We start from the raw sequence: 20,128 nt of genomic DNA on the forward strand, positions 1-20,128 counted from the left end.
GAATTACGCTTATATCAGAATAAATCTGAACTTGTAATACTTCTAGTACGCTTTGTATAGTTTACTGAGCGTTTATCAAAGAAATCTACATGTTTAGTTCCGATAATTTCATCATCAAACCAGTCAGTTTGTTCTACTAATTCCATGTCTACATCGAACAACGGTTCAAAGCCAGTACTCTTCAACGAGTTATTTAATCTATTTTTAATGAATTCTTTAACGACGTTCTTAGGTAAGAAGTCTAAATCTCCATCTTCGTAAATCCAATCGATTACCTTCATCTCTGATTCGAATGTTTTCTTACAAGCTTCATAAACTTTAGCTGTCATATCTTCATTGAACCATTTTGGATTTTCATTTCGAATAATATCTACTAACTCAATTCCGAACAATCCATGCAATTGTTCTTCTTTCGACGTTGCCTCGATTGCATTAGACATACCTTTAAACATGTTTTTATGCTTATTAAAGGACATAATAACTAGGAATTGAGAGAACAGGGATACATGCTCAATGAACAGTGAGAATAAGATTAAAGATAATGTAAAATCTTTATTGCTTTCTGATTTAGTATATTTAACTGCTTGTGTTAGACTATTTACTCGATTCGCTAATGCAGGAATATCTTGAATTCGTTCGAACTCACTATTTAAACCTAGAATTTCAAGTAGATGTGAATAAGCGTCACTATGTCTTACTTCAGATTCTCCAAATATAGCTCCAACAGCACCAACTTCAGGTTTAGGCATTCGATTATGTAAATCTCCCCAGAAGTTTTTTACAGCTACTTCTACTTGAGAAATTGCCAACATTGCATTTTTGATTACGTTTCGTTCTTTATCACTAATATTAACCTTATAATCGTGAATATCTGATGTGTAATTAAATTCAGTATGTAGCCAATATGAATGTTGTACAGCCTCTTTATATGCATTTAACTGAGGATACTCATATGGCTTCAAGTTTAATCGTTGTTTGAAAATATCAGGTTTTCGTTCCTGTGATCGCTTTTCACGGTAAAGGATATACGCTTTAGCTGTTATTTTATACTCGGAATTAAGAAGAATCATTTCTACAATATCTTGCACATATTCAACTGACAATTCATTTTCTCCATCATTTGATTTACTCAATGCTTCTAATACATCTTGAGCAAGTGCCTCTGACTCTTCACTGTCAAACTCTCCTGTTTCCCTCCCTGCTTTGCTAATTGCATTAGTAACCTTCTCTAGTTTAAATTCGACTATTGAGTTATCTCTCTTCTTAATTGTTTTTGATAATGCCAAATTATTTCCTCCTTGTTTATGTATCTGATTGATTCACTTTAATTGAAATTTTTATTCTTCTTCAAGGAGTTCTTTGATAACTTCAATTGGCTGAATTCCATTTAGTTTTACTTGTCCTTCATCACTGTCTATTAGGATTACTGGTACGCTTGATAAACCATACTTCTCAATCGCCTCTGCATCTTTAGCAATGTCTATTGTATCGAATGGAATGCCCTCTCCTTCTAAGATGATTTGCATTTTATTGCAATCTGGACACATTGGTGTTGAACGTTTAATTAATGTTAACTTATTTTTCAAAATACCATCCTCTTTCCATATTCAATATTTTTATTATTTATGTATTTATTTTATTAATAGGTAAGTAGAATATGCTCAACAATTTCCTTAGTTGTCATCTTACCTGTATCAAATCGTACTACTTCTAAATCTTTAACTTTACTTAACGATTGCTCATACTTACCTTTAGCATATTTCAATTTATCTAATGTTACATAATCATCACCGCGATAATTGAATCGTTGCTCTAATACTTCATCATCAGCATATAAATAGATGATTGTTGCTTTATTTTTCATTTCTTTTTCTATGTATCTTCGTTGTTCATCTGATAACATTGCAAAATCGTCATACATTTCTGCGTAAACTTCATTGCAAAAAGTGAACCTATCAAATATTACATTATCCATCTTAGTAAACTCTAAAAACTTATTAAACAGTTCATCTTGAGTACACTGCGAGTGAGAAAAACTTGATCCTTTCATTACTTTAAACTCTGTAATGTCAGATAACATTTCAACTAAACTAGTCTTTCCACTACAATCTGTACCAACTACAATATAATTTATAATTACCACCACAATCATTATGTATTTTTATATGTATTATTGTTTCCATAATTTAAATCACTTAATTCTCTAGGTTTATATTTCTTATTTGAGCTGCTATTAATTATCTTTCTTACTTCACCCAAAGCAGTACTTAAAGTTGAAACTGATACCTTATCTTTAGTCAAATCATTTGTCAATTTTACTATTTCATATAAATTCTTAGCTTGTCTTCGTTCGTTACGAACAATATGTAATTTTCGATATGCTGTATATCCTTGATTTGCAGGTAATTTAACAAATTCAATGTGATGCAATAAATCTTCTTGTTCTCTATCCTTACAACTAATTACTTTTGATAAGCTTGCTACTTCTCTAGGTAACTTTTCTAAAAAGTTCCTTACAAATGTTAAGTCTTTTTCAAATTATTTAATGTCTTCCAATTCAATCACCTAGCTCTCGCTTAAGGTACTCTTCAAATGTAATTCCTTCCTTCTCGCGTACCTTGCTATTAACAAATTTGCAACCATAATATTCTAATGTTGAATCGCTGATCTTCATACTCTCATCTCCTTTACTTATTTATAATCTAATTATAACATCACATTTCCGAATTACAAGTATTTTTATGTATTTTATTATTTAATTTTAATAACCATCTGTATAACTTACTTCAAAGTATAATCCATATTCATCTTCACCGTAAATGAATTGTAAATCTGGATACTTTCTTATTTTATTTGAAATGTAGTCTTTTGTATATAAGAATAACCATTCTAAATATTTGATCTCAAATACACTACAGTAAATCTTATGGTATAGTTCTAACTCATATTTAAATGATTCATCTCGTAGAGTATTTGCATTCATGTAATACCTAATTGCTGTCTTATTGTTATAGGTAAATTCATCTTTAATATGATGGTATAGGTATTTATAAAATGGCTTTTTAAGTACCATATCTCTAATTTTCTATTTAAACTTTCTAATTCGCTTATTCCACTTTATCTTATTTCTAAATGTCATCTTGTCACCTTCTTTAGAATTGAGCAGAGAAAGAAATATCAATCTCCACTCAATTATTATGTATTATTTTAATTTAAAACTGTAACTAATAGTTTTTGTCTGCCTAAATTTCTTGCTTTAGACAATGAGTCTACATAAACGTCTAAATGTCCGTTTACAATTGCTCCACCTCGATCTTCACACACTCTATATCCAAATCCTTCAATATGTATTTTAGTTCCAAATGGAATTGACTTGGGACATGCAGCTGTTCGTCCTTCATAAACTGTAGTTCCACTTGCGGTTAAGCCGTAATCTTTGTCACCTCTAGCCTTTCCTGTCGATTCCACTCCTGCTGTATAGAAGGTTACATCATAATAAGATTTGCTATTTGCATTTTCACTACTGCCTCTACTAATAATCTGTTGTTGTTTTCCTGTCTCTATCTGTTGCTGTTTCTTTCTTACCTCTACTTGCGCTACTCGTACTTGTTCAGCTTTTTTAGCTTCTTCTATTCTCTTGGCTTCAGCTAATTGTCTTTCCCTTTCAATCCTAGCCAATCGTTCTTGTTCAAGTTTAACCTGTCTTTCTTGTTCTAATTTCTCTAAGCGTTGACGTTCTAACTCCTCTAACTTTTTTCTTTCCTCCTCTTTCAAACGCTCATATTCCTTATGGAATGATTCAACTTGATAAACGATTGAATTCTTTTTAATTTCCTCCATACGTTTAATAGCATTTGATGATTCTGATGTACCTCCTTTATTATCATCTTCTATATCATGTGATAAAAACCAAGCCCATGCTATTGTACATGTGATAATAGTTGGTACTTTTAAAGATTTAGTTAGTTTGTTCATTTGTTCGCTTATTCTCTACAAAACTTGTCTCATTTGAAGCTCTTAACGACAATCAAATATTGTGCGCTTCTCTTGCAGAAATAAACTCCCTACCTTTCGTTTTATGTATTTTTTTATTATCTACTTTACCTTGTCATAAATTGTAATATGTGATTTACCATCTACAACTTTAGATGAAATGATATATCCACTTTTCAATAACACATTTTGAGTATTTTCAGCATCATATTCATCATTAATCTCTAATGTAAAGCATCCTAATTCGTCTTCAATTGCTTGTTCTAAAGTGTTGTAGCATACTTTTCTATCCTCAATTTTAATTACATCACCATTTTCAGATAGATAAAACCCATTATTATAAAGTTGCTTTATAAATGATTGCGTATACTCATTATCTGAACCGAAGATAACCTTTGAAGGTGTATCCGACTTAAAGCGTGAATATAGTTGCTCTGAAATATTTTCATCATATGTATAATACTTTACTGAAACGTTCTTAATTTCTACTTTTACATAAGACAGATCATCTGCTGTTAAAATGTTCATTATTGTCATATAATCACTCCTTATCGTCCAATGTTTCAATTTCTTTCTGTAAACGAATAGTTTTATTGTGATAATACTTTTCTAATTCTCCAAAGAGTAATCCTATTGCAGAGAAGAAAAAAGTTATCCCATATATTGCAAATTCGTATCTTGGAATATTTTCACCTTTAATAAATACATTAAACAACTCAATAGGTACGGTTACAGTACAACTTGCAAAAATAATTACCCAAAATATATTCCATTTTTTATTATATTTCATAAAACCACTCCTTATTTTATGTATTATCTTAAATAATAAATGGTTTTTATTTAAGGTGATTATCCGATGCTGCAAGATAATTTAACCTTACGGTAAGCATCCTTGATCCGTTGTAATAATCGAACACTACTTTCCAATGTTTTATAATCTCCATCTTTTAAGCTTTCTTTGATTCTATCTTCAAGTAAACTTTCTATACGAGACAGTTCTGATCCTTCTTTACTTGTTATATAGAAACCCTCATTGTTGATACTTCTAATTGTTGATAAAATATAATCAATTTCCTTATTCGTAGTTCCAGTGTCTACTTTCGTTAGTAATTGTAATGGAATAGAGGAAATATTAAATTCTTTTTTAACCTTAACAGGATTTTCACTTTCAAATTTAGAGATGAATTGTCCAATAATAGTTATTGGAGATTCTTCAGGCGATAATCTCTTTACCAATGCTTTTACTGCTCCAAACAGTTGTACTTCTAATAATGAATTAAATGTATATTCATAAATCTCATCATAAGCAAACTCGTCATTCTTGCTATCTTTTAAAACAACTCTAAGTTTGAAGTCTGCCCCAGTTATTTCTGCTTCATATCTACTGCTACTGACTTGATATAATTTTTCACGAGGTACATTCAATTTCACTTGATTTATCACTTCTTGAATCACTTTCGAATTTTCTGCAATTACTAAAATGTTTTTCATTATAAATTACCATCCTTTTTAATTTTGGCGAATAGTAGAATCAAGTTGAACACTTTAGAAAAATAAAAACATCGTACGCGAAATCGTGTATTATTGAGGTTCCTACACCAATCAATAAGAAGGGATTTCGAATACGATGCTAGAACAGAATAACATAAAAATAACGAATAAGAAACCACGCCTTACACAGTTTCAACGTGGAGAACTTCAAGGCTATTTGAATGCCGGAATTACAAATAAGAGCGAACTTGCGCGAAAACTCAAGGTTTCGCGCGGGACAATCTACAATGAACTTGCTCGTGGCACGACCACTCAAGTAAAAAAAATCAATGGAAAACATATCTACACAACGCAATATCTTGCTGAAACAGGTCAAGCTGTAACAGATCGAAATGTGGCTCGTTCTCGTAAACCGTTGAAGTTTGGGCGTGTGAAGGCATTCTTGGCATTTGTTGACGAACTATTACTTGATCGCACAAGGACCCTATCTCCAGATGCGATTGTTGGTCTTATGAAGCTCAAAGGGTTGTTTTTCTCCGGATGAAATGATCTCAACAAAGACCCTTTATCATTATATCGAGCTGGGTCTTCTGAAAAACTCGAAACAGTGACCTTCTCTAAAGGTACGTCGAAATACCAAAAAGGTTAAGAAAACGCAACGCCCAAATAAGACAGTTCTCGGTAAAAGTATTGAAGAACGTCCTGATAGCGTTGAATCTCGTGAAGAATTCGGTCATTTTGAAATTGACTCCGTCGTAGGGCGCAAGGATAAAGAAGATGATGTACTATTAACTTTGATTGAACGCAAAACGCGTCGTGAATTCATCGTAAAGATGGACGGGAAAGATGCCGACTCAGTTAACTACGCACTCTCTTCAGTCCTCGAAGAATTCGGTGAATACACATCTGCGGTCTTTAAATCAATCACCGCAGATAATGGTTCTGAATTCGCTAGGTTGTCAGAAATGTTTGGTGATAGGATAAATATCTATTTCACTCATCCATACTCTTCGTGGGAACGTGGAACAAATGAAAACCACAACGGAATCATCCGTCGTTTCATCCCTAAAGGACATGCGATTGAGGATTATAGCCGGACGCAAATTCGTATGATTGAGAGGGCAATGAACAACCTACCAAGAAAAATCTTTGCCTACAAGACACCAAATGAACTGTTTGAAGAGGAACTTCAGAAACTCGTCTCTTAAGACCGCGGGGACACCCCGCACCCCTGAGCCTCCCTCCAACAGAAAGTCTCCTGTTCATCAGTCAGCTACAGATCCTAACCTGTACTGGCTAGATCCACAAGGGAAACCGCCTTGCAGATCTAGCCAACACAGGTTGAACGGACTACGCCGACCGACAAACAGAAGACAAAGGAACCTCTGGGGTGTTTTTAAAAAAAAGTGTTCAACTTGTAATTGCAATTTAGGCCTTTTTAATTTTATGTATTTTAAAATATTACTAGTTACTCTTTAGCCTCTTTAGCTAACTGTTCTACATTTTCCTTCATATACTCACTAACTTTAATGTAGCCGTCTGTATTTGAATCCTCGTCAAAGCCTCTAAACTTTACTCTAGCAGGATAAACTCGTTTAATTTCTTCGTCTTCAAATTCCATAACTATAGCCCATCCGAAGGTGTGTAGTAGCATGTTAATCCACCAAAATAGTCCAGACTCTCTAAACTCTTTCCATGACTTTTCATTTACCATTATTTTATTTCCCTTCGATTTATGTGTTTTATAAAATCAAAATATTATTTAATACAATCCACCCTTATTCTTCTTAATTTTATCCACAATAATATCTGCAAACATTTTTGCTTCTTCATTACTTAAACCTAAGGCTTCGGGTTTGATGATTTTGAGAGCCAATTTCGTTCCTTGCGACAGTTCATTTATTGATACTGAGATATTGAAATTACTATCAATTTCACTCAGCTTATCTTTATAGTATTTCTCCCAATAATCCATTGTAAATTTAATATTTTTCATAAGCTTATCATGTATTTCTTGTTGCTTATTCTTTTCTTCCTCAATCATCTTCATATGCTCATCTTTACGTTCTTGAATATAAGCTTTTAAATCAATGTCACCATTTAAGTTATTCTTGTTATCATCTTTAATTTCAGCAAGATCGTTTGTTTGTTCATCAATAATATTTTTCACTTCTTCAAAGTGTTTATTGATAATGTCTGTTGCTGCGTTGGTATTAGTCAAATCCCATTTATACTTATTTTCATCAAATTGCACTGTTTCACCTTTTACAATCAAGCCGTTCAATTTATTGTACTTTTCTTCTAACTCATATGTGATATATACTGGATACTCTCCGTAATTAATATTTAATGACAATATATTTCCTGATACGCAGCTTTTTAATTTCTGTAATGTTTTTAAAGTTTCTTTCTCGCTTTGAATTTTATCGTAACCGTAATGATCATTAGTGACGTAACGTAATAAATTATTTTCTGTATTTGTGATCGATTTGTCTAATTTATTCAAAGCGTAGTCTTTAAACTCATTAATCTCTTTCTCGTACTTCTTAGATAAATAGGCATTATAAGCGTTTTGTAAAATCGTCATACATTAATTTCTCCATTCTGTTTATGTATTTTTATTATTTAAATAATATTGTCATTTTATCTAAATTCTATAGTAGGAATATGATAATAAAGTGATATTTCCACCATATTCCTACTATATTTACTACTTATTTTTCAATCAATTCTAATTCAAAGCTATTTCCATTATCATCTACACGAATAGCAAATACATGTGTATATTCACTGATATCGACATTACTAAATTCAAATTCTAATCCAGACATCAATACTGACTCATTAATAATCACTTTAAAGTCATGAGAAACGTCTCCAGAGCTATTATATAACTCACCTTCAGCAACCAACTTAAACTTCTTCTCATTTTCATTGCGATACAATGGTTTAAATTTAATCTTAGTTGACTTAGGAGCTAATTCTTTTTCGAAATCAGATAATGATTCAGTATTTTCAACTTCTCCAATGGCTTTTATCATATCAATATTAAAATCCGAAATGTTAATTGCGAAATATGATGCTTGATCACTATGTACTAATTCACCTTTTGTAGCAGTATCTAACTTTGTGATAAATTTACCTTTCTCATCAAAAACTTTTAAGTCCATTACATTCATTAAGAAATTTTTCATATTAATTATTCTCCTCTGGCGTAAGTTGCCACCTATCTTATTTTTCAACCGTAACCTTAACACCAATGAATTGATTCTCTGGTAGTAAAACACTTACATCTTCATTTACTAATTCTAGATATTGATTCATATCCACTTCATTACGATTGAAAATCCCTGTCTCACATCTAATACTAACTTTTACACTATCCATTAATATCCATCTCCTTACTTTCTTCTGATTGTATTTTTGTACTTAGGCTTACGATTCTCCATAAGTTTTTCATACTTACTTTTCCATTGACTAATCACACGCTTAAGCTGGTTAATTTGTCTATTCTTATTGACAAGTTGTTTCTTTAGGTGAAAGTTTTCTGCTTCCACCCTTTTGTAATGTTCCCACACATTTTGTTCGGTTACTGTTTTCCCATCCTGCATAAGACTCAACTCCATTTATATATTTATTAAAGCATATTCTTATTGATATCTTTAAAATTGCTAGGTAATAATCCATTAGTCTCTAAGTAGTCCTGATTAATTGTATACTTACCAAAAGTACCATCTAACTCTTTGTAATGGTCTTTCAATAGATTCATGATGTCATAAGTAGTGATACGATGACTTTCTTTAAACAATTTACCTTTAAAATATAGTCCTTCCCAGTCTCCTACTTCTCCAGATACAATGATGAATTGCTCCATGATTAATAAATCTCCTTTTATGTATTTGTTTTTATAATACTAATCTTTTATAGAATACTTATTAATCCTCGTTATTCATCATTTCATAAGCATCACTGTATCCACCCCAATTATCCACTCCACAGGCTTCTAAGCAAGATAGAAATTCAGATGACTCCAATAAGGAATCATACTCTTCTTTAGCAATTGTAATCATTTCTTTTGTCATGAATCATTCTCCTTTATTTAGAAAGTCACTAATTTCTTGATATACTTCGCTGTCATCCATATGTACATTGCTAAGGACATCTTGCGCATAGTCCAATAAATTTTTAGCTTCTATTAACTGATTCTCTAATTGTTCAAATTTGTCCATAAAGGATATCAACATTTTAGGCGCAGGAGGGTCTTCTACCCAAATATCTCCTCCTCGTAAGTATTGAACCTTGTAATCATTAGTTAAAACCATATTATACTTCCCATTTTCTAGTTCGATATTATATTCATACTCTTTATTCATTGGTTGATCTCTCCATTCTTATAATAATAGTGTGATTTTATTGAAAGCTAATTGTTAAAATTCCTTCTTTGTTCACATAAATACCTTTAACATCAGCATTCCTTAATATTTCATCATAATCAAGATCATTATATGTAGTATTGTAAAGGTTATTAGTGCCCTCAACTACAATCGTTTCAGAAGCACTCACTAGATTTAGTAATTCTTTAAATTTCATAAAATGACTCCTTTTTCTTTAACTTTAAATAATATGCGTGTATTTATTATTTAAATAATATTAATATCTTTTTCTAAGTCTGCAGATATTGATTCTTCACCTTCATAACTTTTATATATGTCCCAATTAGATTCAATCTTAAAGAAGTAATCTTCTACTACTTTTTTATATTTATTTACAATTCCTATTTCGTCACCTTTAAATTTCCTACGTAATGTAATATTAGAACTTTTCTTATGACTGTAATCCTTGACACTAACCCGAGTACGATTGATGTTAAAGTCTTCATTTATAACATCAACAATTTCATATTTAAATTTATAATCATCATTATTTAATTCTTTTTCTGCGTAAACTTTAATTATTTTAACTGAGTCAATCACAACTTGATCTAACGGATATGTTTCGATTCTATAATCATCACTTCCTCCATTATTTTGCAACTTCACATATTTATTTGCCTTTTCTAAATCTGTAAATATACAGTCAATCCCATAATCCGAATAAGTTCCATAAGTAACAACATATACTTCTTTCATAAATTGATCCTCCTAATTTTATATATTTATTTAAATAAAAGATGAATATTATTTAAAGAAAGTTTGTGAAATCGAATCAAGAATGTTGATATAACAAGGTTTACAAGGTGTCAGATTTCACAAACTTTCATCTATTTATTTCAAACCAAGACGTTTAAACATATAGTCACTACGAAGTTCCTCCCAGTTAGCGTAATTAGTATTAACTTTAACTACGTTATCTAATTCTGAAATAAACTCGTCGCTTTCAAATTCAATATTATTCGTATTACATTTGAGTTCAAATTCATTGAATACATGATGTCCTAATGTGTCAATTAACATTTCTCCCATAGTAAAACTAATGTGCTTTTGAGCATTATCTAACTTTTTTATAAGGTCATCCATTCCACTTGTATCAATTTTAATCATACTATCATGTCTCCTATTATATTTATTTTATGTTCCTTCTATTTGATACTACTTATCCTTCAAATACTCTTTAAATCCTTTAATATGCCTTATGTAAATGAATGCTCTGATATAAAAATTCTCGTCATCCCAACCATACATTCGTCCATATCTATCATAACGTCTAGGTAGCACTCTTATGATTCCTTCTACCGTAAATCCGTCATTGTTGAAATTATTATCTAAAATACTTTGAATCATAGATTCTTTAGTTTCCACAACATCAATCCCTTCAACGATATACTCCTTTTATTTCAAATGACTAACATCAAACTCATTAAAATCGTTTGGAAAGCTCCAATTATAAACTTCAGCTAATTTATTTTGTTTTATGTAATATGTAACATACTTAACGATATGTTTATTAACCAAGTAATTAATCACTTCTGATAAATTTAAAGAATCTTCTTCAAATACTAACTTTCCATTTGCATATAAAACTTCATAGTCATCTGTATTTACTTTAATTAATTCAACTTCATTATTCATATTACACCTTCTCCTTTTCATAATAGGTTTCTTTTATTTAAATCAAATTATGTATTTTCTTGATTAGAATACGCACTCACATGCTATCGTATTTTCTTCTACCTCTACGTTTGAGTTAATATCTCCTTCTAAAACTTCTAATCGATATTCTTCTAATGAATAAGGTACTTTCTTTTTCTTCTCTTTACCTTTCTCATCAAGCTCACCAGTAGGAATCAACTTACTTAAAATTGTATAACGTCTACCATTCTTTGCAATTTGGGCATCATTGATTTCTCGCTCTAACTTTTCCATTTTTAAATACCGATCTTCCCAAACAGCATATAATACAGAGTAATGCCCCATACCTCCCTTAACACAAATTCCTCCACAATTTGCATGAGAAAAACCTTTGACTCCTTTTTCTAAAAGTTCATTTGCTTTCATATTACTCTTATCTTTAGCAGCTTCTTCAACAGCACTATACATTCTTGGTAATTTAATTCCCCAATTATTCTCGATTTCGTGCTTCGGATTAGCAGTACAAATAGTAGCTCCTTGGGATTCTAATGATTCATAAATTTCCTTATTGTATACTTTAGGCATTTTATCAGAATTTAGAAAATCTCTATTATGTATTAATTGTTTGCCATTTACTGGTTCACCATCAATTTCAGCTATCAGAGGGAAACGTAACTCTACTCCATCCTCAAACACGTCTACATTATGTTTATAGTTATAAGCCAACCTAGGAGCACGTCTAGCTTCTTTATAATCAATGCCAAAATATAAGATTGGTAAAATACCCTGTTCAATTAATTCTTGTATGTATAAAAATGTTTGCTTCATCTTCAACTCTTTACTACATGGAGCTGTTCCGAAGTTTCCAAAATACAAATCCTTTCTAAATATATCCTCTGGAGTACGTCCATCTGATTTCTCAGTAATTTCTATTCCAATGTAATCAGCAACTTCTTTCATGAAACGGTAATTGTCTTCATCTTCCCATTTAGTGTCTGTAATTAAGATGATCGTATTTTCCTTACCATACTTGTCTACTACATACTTAGTTAACCATGCACTTCCTGCTCCTGTTGAGAACATCACAACGTGTTTTGTTTGCAGAATAACCCACTTCCTTTTTTACATTTAATAATATTTAATTTTTATCAAAATTATGTATTTTGTAATATAAATGTTTAAGCCTTCTTAGTTAACTCCCATGCCGACAACCAATTCTGCATTATATCAGTCGGTATCCATTTACCTCCTATTAACTGTTGTTTAGGTCTACGATCAACTTTTAACACCTTGATTAAGTCACCTTTAATTAATAGCGCTTTACCCTTGTTGTCTGTAAACAATTTTTTATTAATTTTAACTTCTACTTCACTGCCATTGTTTACAATATATAACTTTATGGTAGGAGAATACCTAGTTTCTACATCAGTAATTACAGCAAACGATTTATCATAAGAATCATCTGTACTCTGTGGGTATCCCAATACCTCTACTTCAAACATTATTTTTTCATTAATTGAGTAGTCATTGATATCAATTAGAGTTGAGATAAACTCCTGAACCTCTTGAATTCGTTTGGCTTTCGTATTATCTTTATGATTTTTTTTATATCGATCATTAAATTTTTCTGCAATTAGCTCTAAATATCGACTATTGCCAAAATCACTAAAGAATCCTAATCGAATAAGAATATTGAGCTGCCTAGTGTTAACTGATGTATTTTCTGTTATATCAATAAGTAATTCTAGAAAATCCGTATGCTTCTTAGATTGTGCTAATTCAAATAGCTCTTCAGATATATTATCATTAATGAATTTAATTGATTTTAACCCTTTATATATAGATTTATCACTGCTACTATACTCATATTTAGACTTAGATTTGCCAAACTTGATTGGCTTAATTTTTATTCCTTTTTGTTTAGCATAAGCAATTACTTTTGCACTCTTATCCATCTTATCTTCTCGTACATTTAATATTGTTGTAATGAATTCATGTGGATAATGATATCTTAAGTATGCGCACACATAACCAATAAATGAATATGGTTGCGAATGGTTTAGAGAAAATCCATAATCTGAAGCATCCTCAATTACCTTTAAGAAGCTCTGAAGTATTTCTTCTGACTTTTCAACTGTTTCCCCATACTGAGTTGTCATTATTTCTATAAATCCTTCTCTAATTTTGGGTAAGAACTGTTCTGTCCCCTCTTTCTTACTTAACCCTCGTCTTACACTGTCAGATTCAGAACCAGAGTGATTGCAGAAGTCAGTTAAGAACCGCATAATATCTTCTTGGAAAACTAAATAGCCTAAGTTTGATTTAAGAAATTCGTTTAAAGATACATGCCCGTTATCATTCGTAATACCATTAGACAATTTACTTCTGTAAGAATCGCCTGCAGGTCTGATCGCACCATTAGCTAAACTTAACAAGCTGATATAGTCAATCTCTCCAATATCACTCTTTATATTTGAGAGTGTCTTATCACTAAACAACTGTTGTACATAATCAAACGCAGTATCAGATTCAAATTGGAACACACCAAGCGTAGAGTCACGAAGCGATCTCCAAACATTCATATCGTTTACATCTATATTATCTGGTGTAAGCCGTTCAATATTAGCTAATTTACAAGTCTCGTTTATTATCTCGATATTATCTAGACCCAATATATCTAGTTTTACATATGATTGACCATCTAATTCCTTCATGTTGATTGAAGTTACTTTATAATTACTTTCCTTAGTGTAGATTGTTGATATATGACTATTAAGGTCAATAGGAGAAACTACAAATCCTGAAGGATGACTACCCATAGAAACTATAGTACCTTCTAATAGATCGACAAATTCAAATAGTTCTTTGTATTTACTTCTATATCTGTCCAATGTGTTGTTATCTACAGCTTTTGATATTTCATCTACTTCATTTAAAGGAATATTTAAGGCACGAGATACATCTCGAATAGCTCCTTTAGTTGCAATTGTATTAAATGTGATAATTTCTGCAAAATCAATTCCTTTAATTGATGCCAAGTAATCAATTACGTCTTGTCTACGAGATGGCTCAAAATCAACATCTATATCTGGCATTGAAACTCGATCTGGATTTAAGAAACGGAAAAAGTTTAAGTTATGCTTGACGCTATCCATCTCAGTAACACCTAACAGATAAGCAATAAGTGAGCCATTTACAGAACCACGTCCGTATCCTTGATAAATGTCATTTTCGTGACACCACTCAATAATGTTAGTTTGCAGCAACATGTAGTCAACTGCATCTAGCTTTTCATATGTATCAAATTCTTCATGCACACGGTCTAAGTAAACTTTTCTTTCTTCTTTTGGCAGCTTATTAAATCCACGTTTTATGAAACCTTCGTTTATCTTACTTTTAAATACCTCAATTGGATTTTCATACAACTTAGGGTACTTGGGTTTTCTATCTAATTCAAAACCATCTATCATATTTGACATTACATTTGTATTTTCAATAGCCTCTAAATACTCATTACGTGATAAAGCACCCTGAACTTCAAACATTTCTACTAATTCATCAAATGATTTCATTGTTAAATCAAATTGATCTTCATCACCATAACTAGCACCTTTAGCTTTAAGAAGTGTTTCACGACCTTTTGCATGAATATTATTCAAACAATGTGTATCTGTTCCTGCAATCAATGGAATCCCTGTCTCTTTTGATAGGTATGATAACATTTGATTAAACTTAACTTGCTCTGGATGTGTATGATATTGAACCTCAAAAAACATTCTATGTTTATTTTGGATAAACCATTGCATCAACTCTTCGTATTCAATATGTAAACTATCGTCTTTAATTACCTTGTTACCACCTATAACTTCATATGCATTGTTATATAACCGCCAAATTGGAGAAGCCAAACATGCAGATGTCATAATGATATTGTCTGATGTGTTCTTTAAGTCATCAAATGTTAAACGTGGATTGTAATAAAAGTGACCATCTTCTCGGTTAAAAGACCTTGAAGTTAATTCATTTAATTCTTTTACTCCTTCATAGTTCTTAGCAATAGTCATAAAATGATAATTATCACGTTGAAGGATTAATTTGTCTTTTCCTTTTACTTCTTCTACTCCTATCCCCTTAGTTAAATAAATTTCATTGGCATGAATATATTTTAATCCACGCTTTTCTACCTCTTGCTTCTTCTTTACCCAATTCATTACACTTCCATGCTCAGAAAAGGCAATTGAATGCATTCCTAACTCTTGAGCTTTATCAAGGTAATCAGTAAATTTAGTTATACTGTCTGCTCCTGTACCTGCGGTTAAATTAGATACATCACTATGAAGGTGGTAAACAGTATAGTTGTCCAAGTTATAACCTCCATTACTTAATAATATTTATATCATCAATAATAAATTGATATTGCTTGATTCCCTTATATTTATTAATACTACAAGTTCCAACTATTTCAATTTCTTTTGCATTTTTTATATTTAAAATAGCTTCTTCATTCTGTTTAAACATTATGTACGTAATATTTCCACGTTGCATTTGAATCGTATCTAATTTAGAACCAATGATTTCTAAGTTTACATCATTTAATTTAAAATCATTAATTACTATCTTTGGCTCAGATAAATCTTTTCCCCATACAGGAGAAAGCTCACTAATTTCTTCGATAACAGATGAGTTCATTGATTTTAAAGGTATTAAAAAATCAACTTTATACTTCTTACTAAAATCAACTTTAGACATCAGGTCATTTAGATGCGTTGTAATACCTTCAATATTTTCCTTACTGATTCCTAATCCAAATGCTGATCCATGACCCTTAGCGTATTCAATGTGTTCGCTATCGTTTAAGATATCCCTTAACTCATCAAATCCACCATAACTTCTCCCACTACCAGTATACAAACCCTCTTTGCTATTGTAGTCAACAATAATAATCGGCTTCATAAATTTACTTGCTAGTTGGTTAGCTATCAAACCTTTTGATCCATTATCAATATTCATGTCCTTTAGGAATAAAACCTTATCTTCGTCATTCACTGATGCTTTTTCAATAATAGCTTCTACCATCTTATTTTTCATTCTGTCTTGTCGTGACTTTATGTTTACACATTGTCTGGCAAAGTCACTTACAAAAGGAACTAACTCTGACTTATCTTTTCCTCTAGGAGTATATTCAACTAGCTCTTTATACTCGATAAACGCCTTAAACATGTCTTCTCTTTCTTCAATAGTTCCTATCCTAGTAACAGCATTAATGAGAGGCGCAATATAGAAACCAATAGTAGTTGGATTTAATTTACTCTTCATTGAGTATTCTTGTTTGGTTATTAATGCTTGTAGAAATGAATTATTTATATTTAGTAAACCTTCATTAATTAAGTAACGTGTCTCTAATTCTTTCAATGACATCATATCTGCAACATTTCCTACTGCCACTAAGTCTAAGAAATAATCGGCAAAATCGGTATCGTAGTGTTCATCTAATGCTTGGCATACTTTGTATACCATCCCTGCACCACTTAATGACATATTGCCTTCATTATTTAAATATGGATTAACGATTGCTGCGTACTTACTTTCTTCACAATCTATTTCATGGTGATCAATTACTACAACATCTATGCCTTTATCATAAAACCGTTTATGTTCTTTTTCTTCATTTGATGAAGCATCTGGAATTAATAATAAATCTATTTCTAAGCCATCACTTACATTTGCAATGCCATGTGTTTTTTTGTCGTGAATGTGATAAGCAATGTCTAATTCTTCGTTTTGTAATTTTAAATATTGATACAATATTGATGCACTTGTATAACCATCAGCATCTGAGTCTACAACTATATGTATTTTTGAACCATTATCAATATGTTTAGCAATTGCATTTTTAACATTATGTATATTCTTTAATATTTTCCAATCCTGAGTAACTGATTTATCTAAATCAAGATAATCATTAAGGTTTGAAACATCTCTGTTTTGTGAAAGAGTACCAATAATATCAAATATATAGTCATTGTCTCCGATTAGTTCGTATTTAAACAATCAACCTCTCACCTTTCTTTTCGTTTCATAAAGCTTGTTCCAGTTATCAAAATTATCACTAGGGCTTTCCTTATCTTTAAGTAAACCTTTTGTATCATAGATGCAATACAACTCTTGATTCTTCATAAATTTATCAAATTCATTAGTATAGAAGTTTTTATCTACGAGTCCATCCCTACCTATCTCTACACCTTTGTCGTATGCAATTACAATTCTCACACCTAACAAAGTCAACTTTTTCACTTGTGTTTTTGATAATTTATGACCACCAATAGCAACCGCATTCTTTACTCCTTTATCCCAAAGTTGTTGAACGCTCTTTTCAGCCTCTAGTACTATCACTTCTTTTTGTTTTAATATGTTATGTTTTGCCTTGTCTAGACCATACAAGATTTTTGTCTTAGCGCAAGGATGCAGATATATGTACTTATTTTCGTGCGGTTTAACAACTTCACTATTCAATCTTCCTTTAATTCCCACTAAATTCCCTAATTCATCTCGAATTGGCATGGCGATCATGTTTGACTCTATATCGTAACCCAACTCAAATTCCTCTTGTGTATGATAACCTATTCCATCATTTTTAAATAAATCAGTCACATAAAGACCGTAATAATTAAGGATTTCTTCATCTATAGGTTCAAGGTGTTCGTCAACAGATTCTTTTTCTCTATTTTTTATCCGCATCATATCTCTAGCCCATGTTGCTAATTTTGATTTTGGCTTTTGTTTTTCATAATAATCATAACCACAAACATCACATATCCACTTTAAGCTATCGGAGAAATAAGCTTCATTTACATATGATACTAATGAAATGATATCGCTATTACCGTAAGCGTCTTTTATGTTTCTTGTATATGCATCAACATTTAAATTATCCCTATATATAATAGTCGAGTTTTGATTGTCTCCGTCAGGCATACCACAAGAATAGTACCTACTGTTTGATTCTATTGAATGCATACCTAATTCTTCTAGGATTAATCTAACTTTATCATCATCAATAATCCTTTCTTTTAAATCTAAAGCATCCAAAGTATTCACCTCAATTACATATAAAGTTATTTATCGTTCTTCGGTTTAAATACCTTAGTTAGAAATCCTACTTCATACCATGTATTCCTATCTAAATTCACCTCTGTAACTAAGACAGTTCCCTTACCTGTACCACGATTCTTTGCTATTTTTTGACCATAGTACGTTTTATTTTTATCCAATCTGTATGTACCCCATTCGTTAGTAATTCTGTACTTATGATAATCATTAGGATTCAACCGTTTCTCCAAAATCATATGATCGACTACGTGATATAGCTGTTTAGCATTGGCAATATTATTTGAATTCAAATCAAAGATATCGATATTATGAGTCTCATCAGTTAATTGAATTGTACAGTATCCTGCGACATTCATTTCTCCACAAACATTTTTAATCATTGTTGTTGTCTGCTTAACTGTCTCCCATTGATCGCCCTTAAAGCCTTTTAAAGTATCGTAATAAATTACTTCTACACCTAATCCTAATACGTGCTTTTTAATTTCACGTTGTAAGTCTTCATCTGAATACTGATTAAGCTCTAAGAAATAAACCCTTGTGTTTTCTTTAATCCATTCTCCTACAATTTCTGTAATCAAATGATACTGTTCCTCTGACTCGTAAACACCGTTCAGTATGTCTGACTCTGTGATATTCGTAAGTGATTCTTTATTGTCATGATTCGTATTTAAAAAATTAAACTCATAGTTATTGCAAATTGTAGATGCTTGCATTGCGTACCACTCATCTTCATCTTGCTCATTAACCAATACTAAGATAGGAACTCGCTTTAATACCCCAATGAAGTTTACTACCTTAGCCATACGTCTACTTTTACCTTCATTCGATAACATACCATCGACCAATACTTTCTTTTTACGTAACCCTCTAAAGTACTCATCCCACTTAGGGAAAGGTAATGGATGCCCGATGTCTGGAGTCTGTTTCCATGACTCTAATTTATCTTTAAATTTACTACCTAATAGTGTTGCTTGTTTTCCTCCACCAATAACAGTATTAATATTATCTACTGCATAACGCATTGTACTGATAATATCTTCAGCTTTCATCTGGGGAAACTTAGGATGTTGTAACATTTTATCTGTTGGGAAGTTCTTTCTTGCGAATTCACGTATTAATGAATACTTCTTCACTGTATCAAAATACCTATCAATATCTTTATCGTCTGCTAGGCTCATTTGATATTCGATTGTTCGCCAACCACCTATATCTTTATATCTCTTTGCACGTTCGCTATCCTGACTCATAAAGATAGTGAATTTTGACTCGTTCATTTCTTGTGAGAACGTCATATAAAACAGCTCAAACATATCGTATAAATAACGAAGTTCTTCATCGTGAAAATCGTATTTTGATTTAATTAAATCCGCATATTCTATGTATAAATCTACGTTTTTATATAATGAACCAACTAATAATGCTTCAGATGCGTAGTCATTATCTTTTCTTTTTTCAACCATTTGCTT

The 20,128-nt window shown here is 31.4% G+C and carries 28 protein-coding genes and 1 pseudogene; 2 read left to right on the forward strand and 27 right to left on the reverse strand.

The window, feature by feature from the left end; all coding sequences use genetic code 11:
• Window positions 1-14: 14 nt before the first annotated feature.
• From FJQ98_RS15825 to FJQ98_RS15865, 9 genes are all read right to left on the reverse strand, one after another.
• Complete coding sequence (locus tag FJQ98_RS15825) at window positions 15-1,286, reverse strand: ribonucleotide-diphosphate reductase subunit beta (RefSeq protein ID WP_053596764.1); 1,272 nt, start codon at window positions 1,284-1,286, stop codon at window positions 15-17.
• Window positions 1,287-1,337: 51 nt separating this feature from the next.
• Complete coding sequence (locus FJQ98_RS15830) at window positions 1,338-1,586, reverse strand: glutaredoxin family protein (RefSeq protein ID WP_053596765.1); 249 nt, start codon at window positions 1,584-1,586, stop codon at window positions 1,338-1,340.
• Between the two features lie 53 nt (window positions 1,587-1,639).
• Window positions 1,640-1,975: a deoxynucleoside kinase gene (locus tag FJQ98_RS15835; protein ID WP_158003093.1), complete on the reverse strand. Its 336-nt coding sequence runs from the start codon at window positions 1,973-1,975 to the stop codon at window positions 1,640-1,642.
• Window positions 1,976-2,151: 176 nt separating this feature from the next.
• Window positions 2,152-2,430 (reverse strand): hypothetical protein, encoded by a 279-nt coding sequence (locus FJQ98_RS15840; protein ID WP_053596767.1) that lies wholly within the window; start codon window positions 2,428-2,430, stop codon window positions 2,152-2,154.
• 331 nt (window positions 2,431-2,761) lie between these two features.
• On the reverse strand, window positions 2,762-2,983 hold the full coding sequence (locus FJQ98_RS15845) for a hypothetical protein (RefSeq protein ID WP_143115052.1): 222 nt from the start codon (window positions 2,981-2,983) through the stop codon (window positions 2,762-2,764).
• Window positions 2,984-3,207: 224 nt separating this feature from the next.
• Window positions 3,208-3,975 (reverse strand): 3D domain-containing protein, encoded by a 768-nt coding sequence (locus FJQ98_RS15850; RefSeq protein ID WP_053596769.1) that lies wholly within the window; start codon window positions 3,973-3,975, stop codon window positions 3,208-3,210.
• A 120-nt stretch (window positions 3,976-4,095) separates the two neighbouring features.
• Window positions 4,096-4,530 carry a hypothetical protein gene (locus tag FJQ98_RS15855; protein ID WP_053596770.1) on the reverse strand — a complete coding sequence of 145 codons (435 nt, stop codon included), beginning with the start codon at window positions 4,528-4,530 and terminating at the stop codon, window positions 4,096-4,098.
• Between the two features lie 4 nt (window positions 4,531-4,534).
• Window positions 4,535-4,783 (reverse strand): hypothetical protein, encoded by a 249-nt coding sequence (locus tag FJQ98_RS15860; RefSeq protein ID WP_053596771.1) that lies wholly within the window; start codon window positions 4,781-4,783, stop codon window positions 4,535-4,537.
• 59 nt (window positions 4,784-4,842) lie between these two features.
• Complete coding sequence (locus tag FJQ98_RS15865; protein WP_053596772.1) at window positions 4,843-5,484, reverse strand: hypothetical protein; 642 nt, start codon at window positions 5,482-5,484, stop codon at window positions 4,843-4,845.
• Window positions 5,485-5,620: 136 nt separating this feature from the next.
• Between FJQ98_RS15865 and FJQ98_RS15870 the strand changes: the two genes are divergently transcribed.
• A complete protein-coding gene (locus FJQ98_RS15870) occupies window positions 5,621-6,028 on the forward strand; it encodes a helix-turn-helix domain-containing protein (protein ID WP_201406478.1) in 408 nt (135 codons plus the stop codon).
• A gap of 94 nt (window positions 6,029-6,122) precedes the next feature.
• Window positions 6,123-6,692 (forward strand): annotated as a pseudogene (locus tag FJQ98_RS15875) (IS30 family transposase); the annotation flags it as partial.
• 260 nt (window positions 6,693-6,952) lie between these two features.
• Here the strand turns inward: FJQ98_RS15875 and FJQ98_RS15880 are convergent.
• From FJQ98_RS15880 to FJQ98_RS15965, 18 genes are all read right to left on the reverse strand, one after another.
• Window positions 6,953-7,198, reverse strand: a complete 246-nt coding sequence (locus FJQ98_RS15880) for a hypothetical protein (RefSeq protein WP_053595799.1) — start codon at window positions 7,196-7,198, stop codon at window positions 6,953-6,955.
• 48 nt (window positions 7,199-7,246) lie between these two features.
• Window positions 7,247-8,071, reverse strand: a complete 825-nt coding sequence (locus tag FJQ98_RS15885; protein WP_053595798.1) for a hypothetical protein — start codon at window positions 8,069-8,071, stop codon at window positions 7,247-7,249.
• 127 nt (window positions 8,072-8,198) lie between these two features.
• Entirely contained in the window at window positions 8,199-8,678 is a 480-nt protein-coding gene (locus tag FJQ98_RS15890; RefSeq protein WP_053595797.1) for a hypothetical protein, read from the reverse strand.
• 37 nt (window positions 8,679-8,715) lie between these two features.
• A complete protein-coding gene (locus FJQ98_RS15895) occupies window positions 8,716-8,871 on the reverse strand; it encodes a hypothetical protein (RefSeq protein WP_158003064.1) in 156 nt (51 codons plus the stop codon).
• A gap of 14 nt (window positions 8,872-8,885) precedes the next feature.
• Complete coding sequence (locus FJQ98_RS15900) at window positions 8,886-9,095, reverse strand: hypothetical protein (RefSeq protein ID WP_053595796.1); 210 nt, start codon at window positions 9,093-9,095, stop codon at window positions 8,886-8,888.
• Window positions 9,096-9,121: 26 nt separating this feature from the next.
• The gene (locus FJQ98_RS15905; protein ID WP_053595795.1) at window positions 9,122-9,358 is read right to left on the reverse strand and encodes a hypothetical protein; all 237 of its coding nucleotides are present in this window, start codon (window positions 9,356-9,358) and stop codon (window positions 9,122-9,124) included.
• Window positions 9,359-9,419: 61 nt separating this feature from the next.
• Window positions 9,420-9,566, reverse strand: a complete 147-nt coding sequence (locus tag FJQ98_RS15910) for a hypothetical protein (RefSeq protein ID WP_198926909.1) — start codon at window positions 9,564-9,566, stop codon at window positions 9,420-9,422.
• 3 nt (window positions 9,567-9,569) lie between these two features.
• Entirely contained in the window at window positions 9,570-9,857 is a 288-nt protein-coding gene (locus FJQ98_RS15915; protein ID WP_053595794.1) for a hypothetical protein, read from the reverse strand.
• A 37-nt stretch (window positions 9,858-9,894) separates the two neighbouring features.
• Window positions 9,895-10,074 (reverse strand): hypothetical protein, encoded by a 180-nt coding sequence (locus FJQ98_RS15920; RefSeq protein ID WP_053595793.1) that lies wholly within the window; start codon window positions 10,072-10,074, stop codon window positions 9,895-9,897.
• Window positions 10,075-10,124: 50 nt separating this feature from the next.
• Window positions 10,125-10,613: a hypothetical protein gene (locus FJQ98_RS15925; protein WP_053595792.1), complete on the reverse strand. Its 489-nt coding sequence runs from the start codon at window positions 10,611-10,613 to the stop codon at window positions 10,125-10,127.
• Window positions 10,614-10,748: 135 nt separating this feature from the next.
• A complete protein-coding gene (locus FJQ98_RS15930; protein ID WP_053595791.1) occupies window positions 10,749-11,024 on the reverse strand; it encodes a hypothetical protein in 276 nt (91 codons plus the stop codon).
• Between the two features lie 48 nt (window positions 11,025-11,072).
• Window positions 11,073-11,282, reverse strand: coding sequence for a hypothetical protein (locus FJQ98_RS15935; RefSeq protein ID WP_201406479.1), 210 nt, complete (start codon window positions 11,280-11,282; stop codon window positions 11,073-11,075).
• A 30-nt stretch (window positions 11,283-11,312) separates the two neighbouring features.
• On the reverse strand, window positions 11,313-11,552 hold the full coding sequence (locus FJQ98_RS15940; RefSeq protein ID WP_053595789.1) for a hypothetical protein: 240 nt from the start codon (window positions 11,550-11,552) through the stop codon (window positions 11,313-11,315).
• 63 nt (window positions 11,553-11,615) lie between these two features.
• Complete coding sequence (locus tag FJQ98_RS15945; RefSeq protein WP_053595788.1) at window positions 11,616-12,635, reverse strand: hypothetical protein; 1,020 nt, start codon at window positions 12,633-12,635, stop codon at window positions 11,616-11,618.
• 95 nt (window positions 12,636-12,730) lie between these two features.
• On the reverse strand, window positions 12,731-15,916 hold the full coding sequence (gene dnaE / locus FJQ98_RS15950) for a DNA polymerase III subunit alpha (protein WP_053595787.1): 3,186 nt from the start codon (window positions 15,914-15,916) through the stop codon (window positions 12,731-12,733).
• 13 nt (window positions 15,917-15,929) lie between these two features.
• Window positions 15,930-17,603: a DHH family phosphoesterase gene (locus tag FJQ98_RS15955; RefSeq protein ID WP_053595786.1), complete on the reverse strand. Its 1,674-nt coding sequence runs from the start codon at window positions 17,601-17,603 to the stop codon at window positions 15,930-15,932.
• A complete protein-coding gene (locus FJQ98_RS15960) occupies window positions 17,604-18,641 on the reverse strand; it encodes a hypothetical protein (protein ID WP_053595785.1) in 1,038 nt (345 codons plus the stop codon).
• A 26-nt stretch (window positions 18,642-18,667) separates the two neighbouring features.
• Window positions 18,668-20,122, reverse strand: coding sequence for a hypothetical protein (locus FJQ98_RS15965; RefSeq protein WP_201406480.1), 1,455 nt, complete (start codon window positions 20,120-20,122; stop codon window positions 18,668-18,670).
• Window positions 20,123-20,128 lie beyond the last annotated feature (6 nt).

The sequence above is a fragment of the Lysinibacillus agricola genome, assembly GCF_016638705.1.
Classification (GTDB): Bacteria; Bacillota; Bacilli; order Bacillales_A; family Planococcaceae; genus Lysinibacillus; species Lysinibacillus agricola.

What these genes read in the sequence shown, in the direction of transcription:
- FJQ98_RS15925 (WP_053595792.1), bottom strand. Translation starts at nt 10,613, where the DNA reads ATGAAAGAAGTATATGTTGTTACTTATGGAACTTATTCGGATTATGGG.
- FJQ98_RS15845 (WP_143115052.1), bottom strand. Translation starts at nt 2,983, where the DNA reads ATGAATGCAAATACTCTACGAGATGAATCATTTAAATATGAGTTAGAA.
- FJQ98_RS15880 (WP_053595799.1), bottom strand. Translation starts at nt 7,198, where the DNA reads ATGGTAAATGAAAAGTCATGGAAAGAGTTTAGAGAGTCTGGACTATTT.
- FJQ98_RS15940 (WP_053595789.1), bottom strand. Translation starts at nt 11,552, where the DNA reads ATGAATAATGAAGTTGAATTAATTAAAGTAAATACAGATGACTATGAA.
- FJQ98_RS15915 (WP_053595794.1), bottom strand. Translation starts at nt 9,857, where the DNA reads ATGAATAAAGAGTATGAATATAATATCGAACTAGAAAATGGGAAGTAT.
- FJQ98_RS15870 (WP_201406478.1), top strand. Translation starts at nt 5,621, where the DNA reads ATGCTAGAACAGAATAACATAAAAATAACGAATAAGAAACCACGCCTT.
- FJQ98_RS15855 (WP_053596770.1), bottom strand. Translation starts at nt 4,530, where the DNA reads ATGACAATAATGAACATTTTAACAGCAGATGATCTGTCTTATGTAAAA.
- FJQ98_RS15890 (WP_053595797.1), bottom strand. Translation starts at nt 8,678, where the DNA reads ATGAAAAATTTCTTAATGAATGTAATGGACTTAAAAGTTTTTGATGAG.
- FJQ98_RS15900 (WP_053595796.1), bottom strand. Translation starts at nt 9,095, where the DNA reads ATGCAGGATGGGAAAACAGTAACCGAACAAAATGTGTGGGAACATTAC.
- FJQ98_RS15930 (WP_053595791.1), bottom strand. Translation starts at nt 11,024, where the DNA reads ATGATTAAAATTGATACAAGTGGAATGGATGACCTTATAAAAAAGTTA.
- FJQ98_RS15965 (WP_201406480.1), bottom strand. Translation starts at nt 20,122, where the DNA reads ATGGTTGAAAAAAGAAAAGATAATGACTACGCATCTGAAGCATTATTA.
- FJQ98_RS15885 (WP_053595798.1), bottom strand. Translation starts at nt 8,071, where the DNA reads ATGACGATTTTACAAAACGCTTATAATGCCTATTTATCTAAGAAGTAC.
- FJQ98_RS15905 (WP_053595795.1), bottom strand. Translation starts at nt 9,358, where the DNA reads ATGGAGCAATTCATCATTGTATCTGGAGAAGTAGGAGACTGGGAAGGA.
- FJQ98_RS15895 (WP_158003064.1), bottom strand. Translation starts at nt 8,871, where the DNA reads ATGGATAGTGTAAAAGTTAGTATTAGATGTGAGACAGGGATTTTCAAT.
- FJQ98_RS15860 (WP_053596771.1), bottom strand. Translation starts at nt 4,783, where the DNA reads ATGAAATATAATAAAAAATGGAATATATTTTGGGTAATTATTTTTGCA.
- FJQ98_RS15835 (WP_158003093.1), bottom strand. Translation starts at nt 1,975, where the DNA reads ATGGATAATGTAATATTTGATAGGTTCACTTTTTGCAATGAAGTTTAC.
- FJQ98_RS15945 (WP_053595788.1), bottom strand. Translation starts at nt 12,635, where the DNA reads ATGTTCTCAACAGGAGCAGGAAGTGCATGGTTAACTAAGTATGTAGTA.
- FJQ98_RS15920 (WP_053595793.1), bottom strand. Translation starts at nt 10,074, where the DNA reads ATGAAATTTAAAGAATTACTAAATCTAGTGAGTGCTTCTGAAACGATT.
- FJQ98_RS15865 (WP_053596772.1), bottom strand. Translation starts at nt 5,484, where the DNA reads ATGAAAAACATTTTAGTAATTGCAGAAAATTCGAAAGTGATTCAAGAA.
- FJQ98_RS15850 (WP_053596769.1), bottom strand. Translation starts at nt 3,975, where the DNA reads ATGAACAAACTAACTAAATCTTTAAAAGTACCAACTATTATCACATGT.
- FJQ98_RS15910 (WP_198926909.1), bottom strand. Translation starts at nt 9,566, where the DNA reads ATGACAAAAGAAATGATTACAATTGCTAAAGAAGAGTATGATTCCTTA.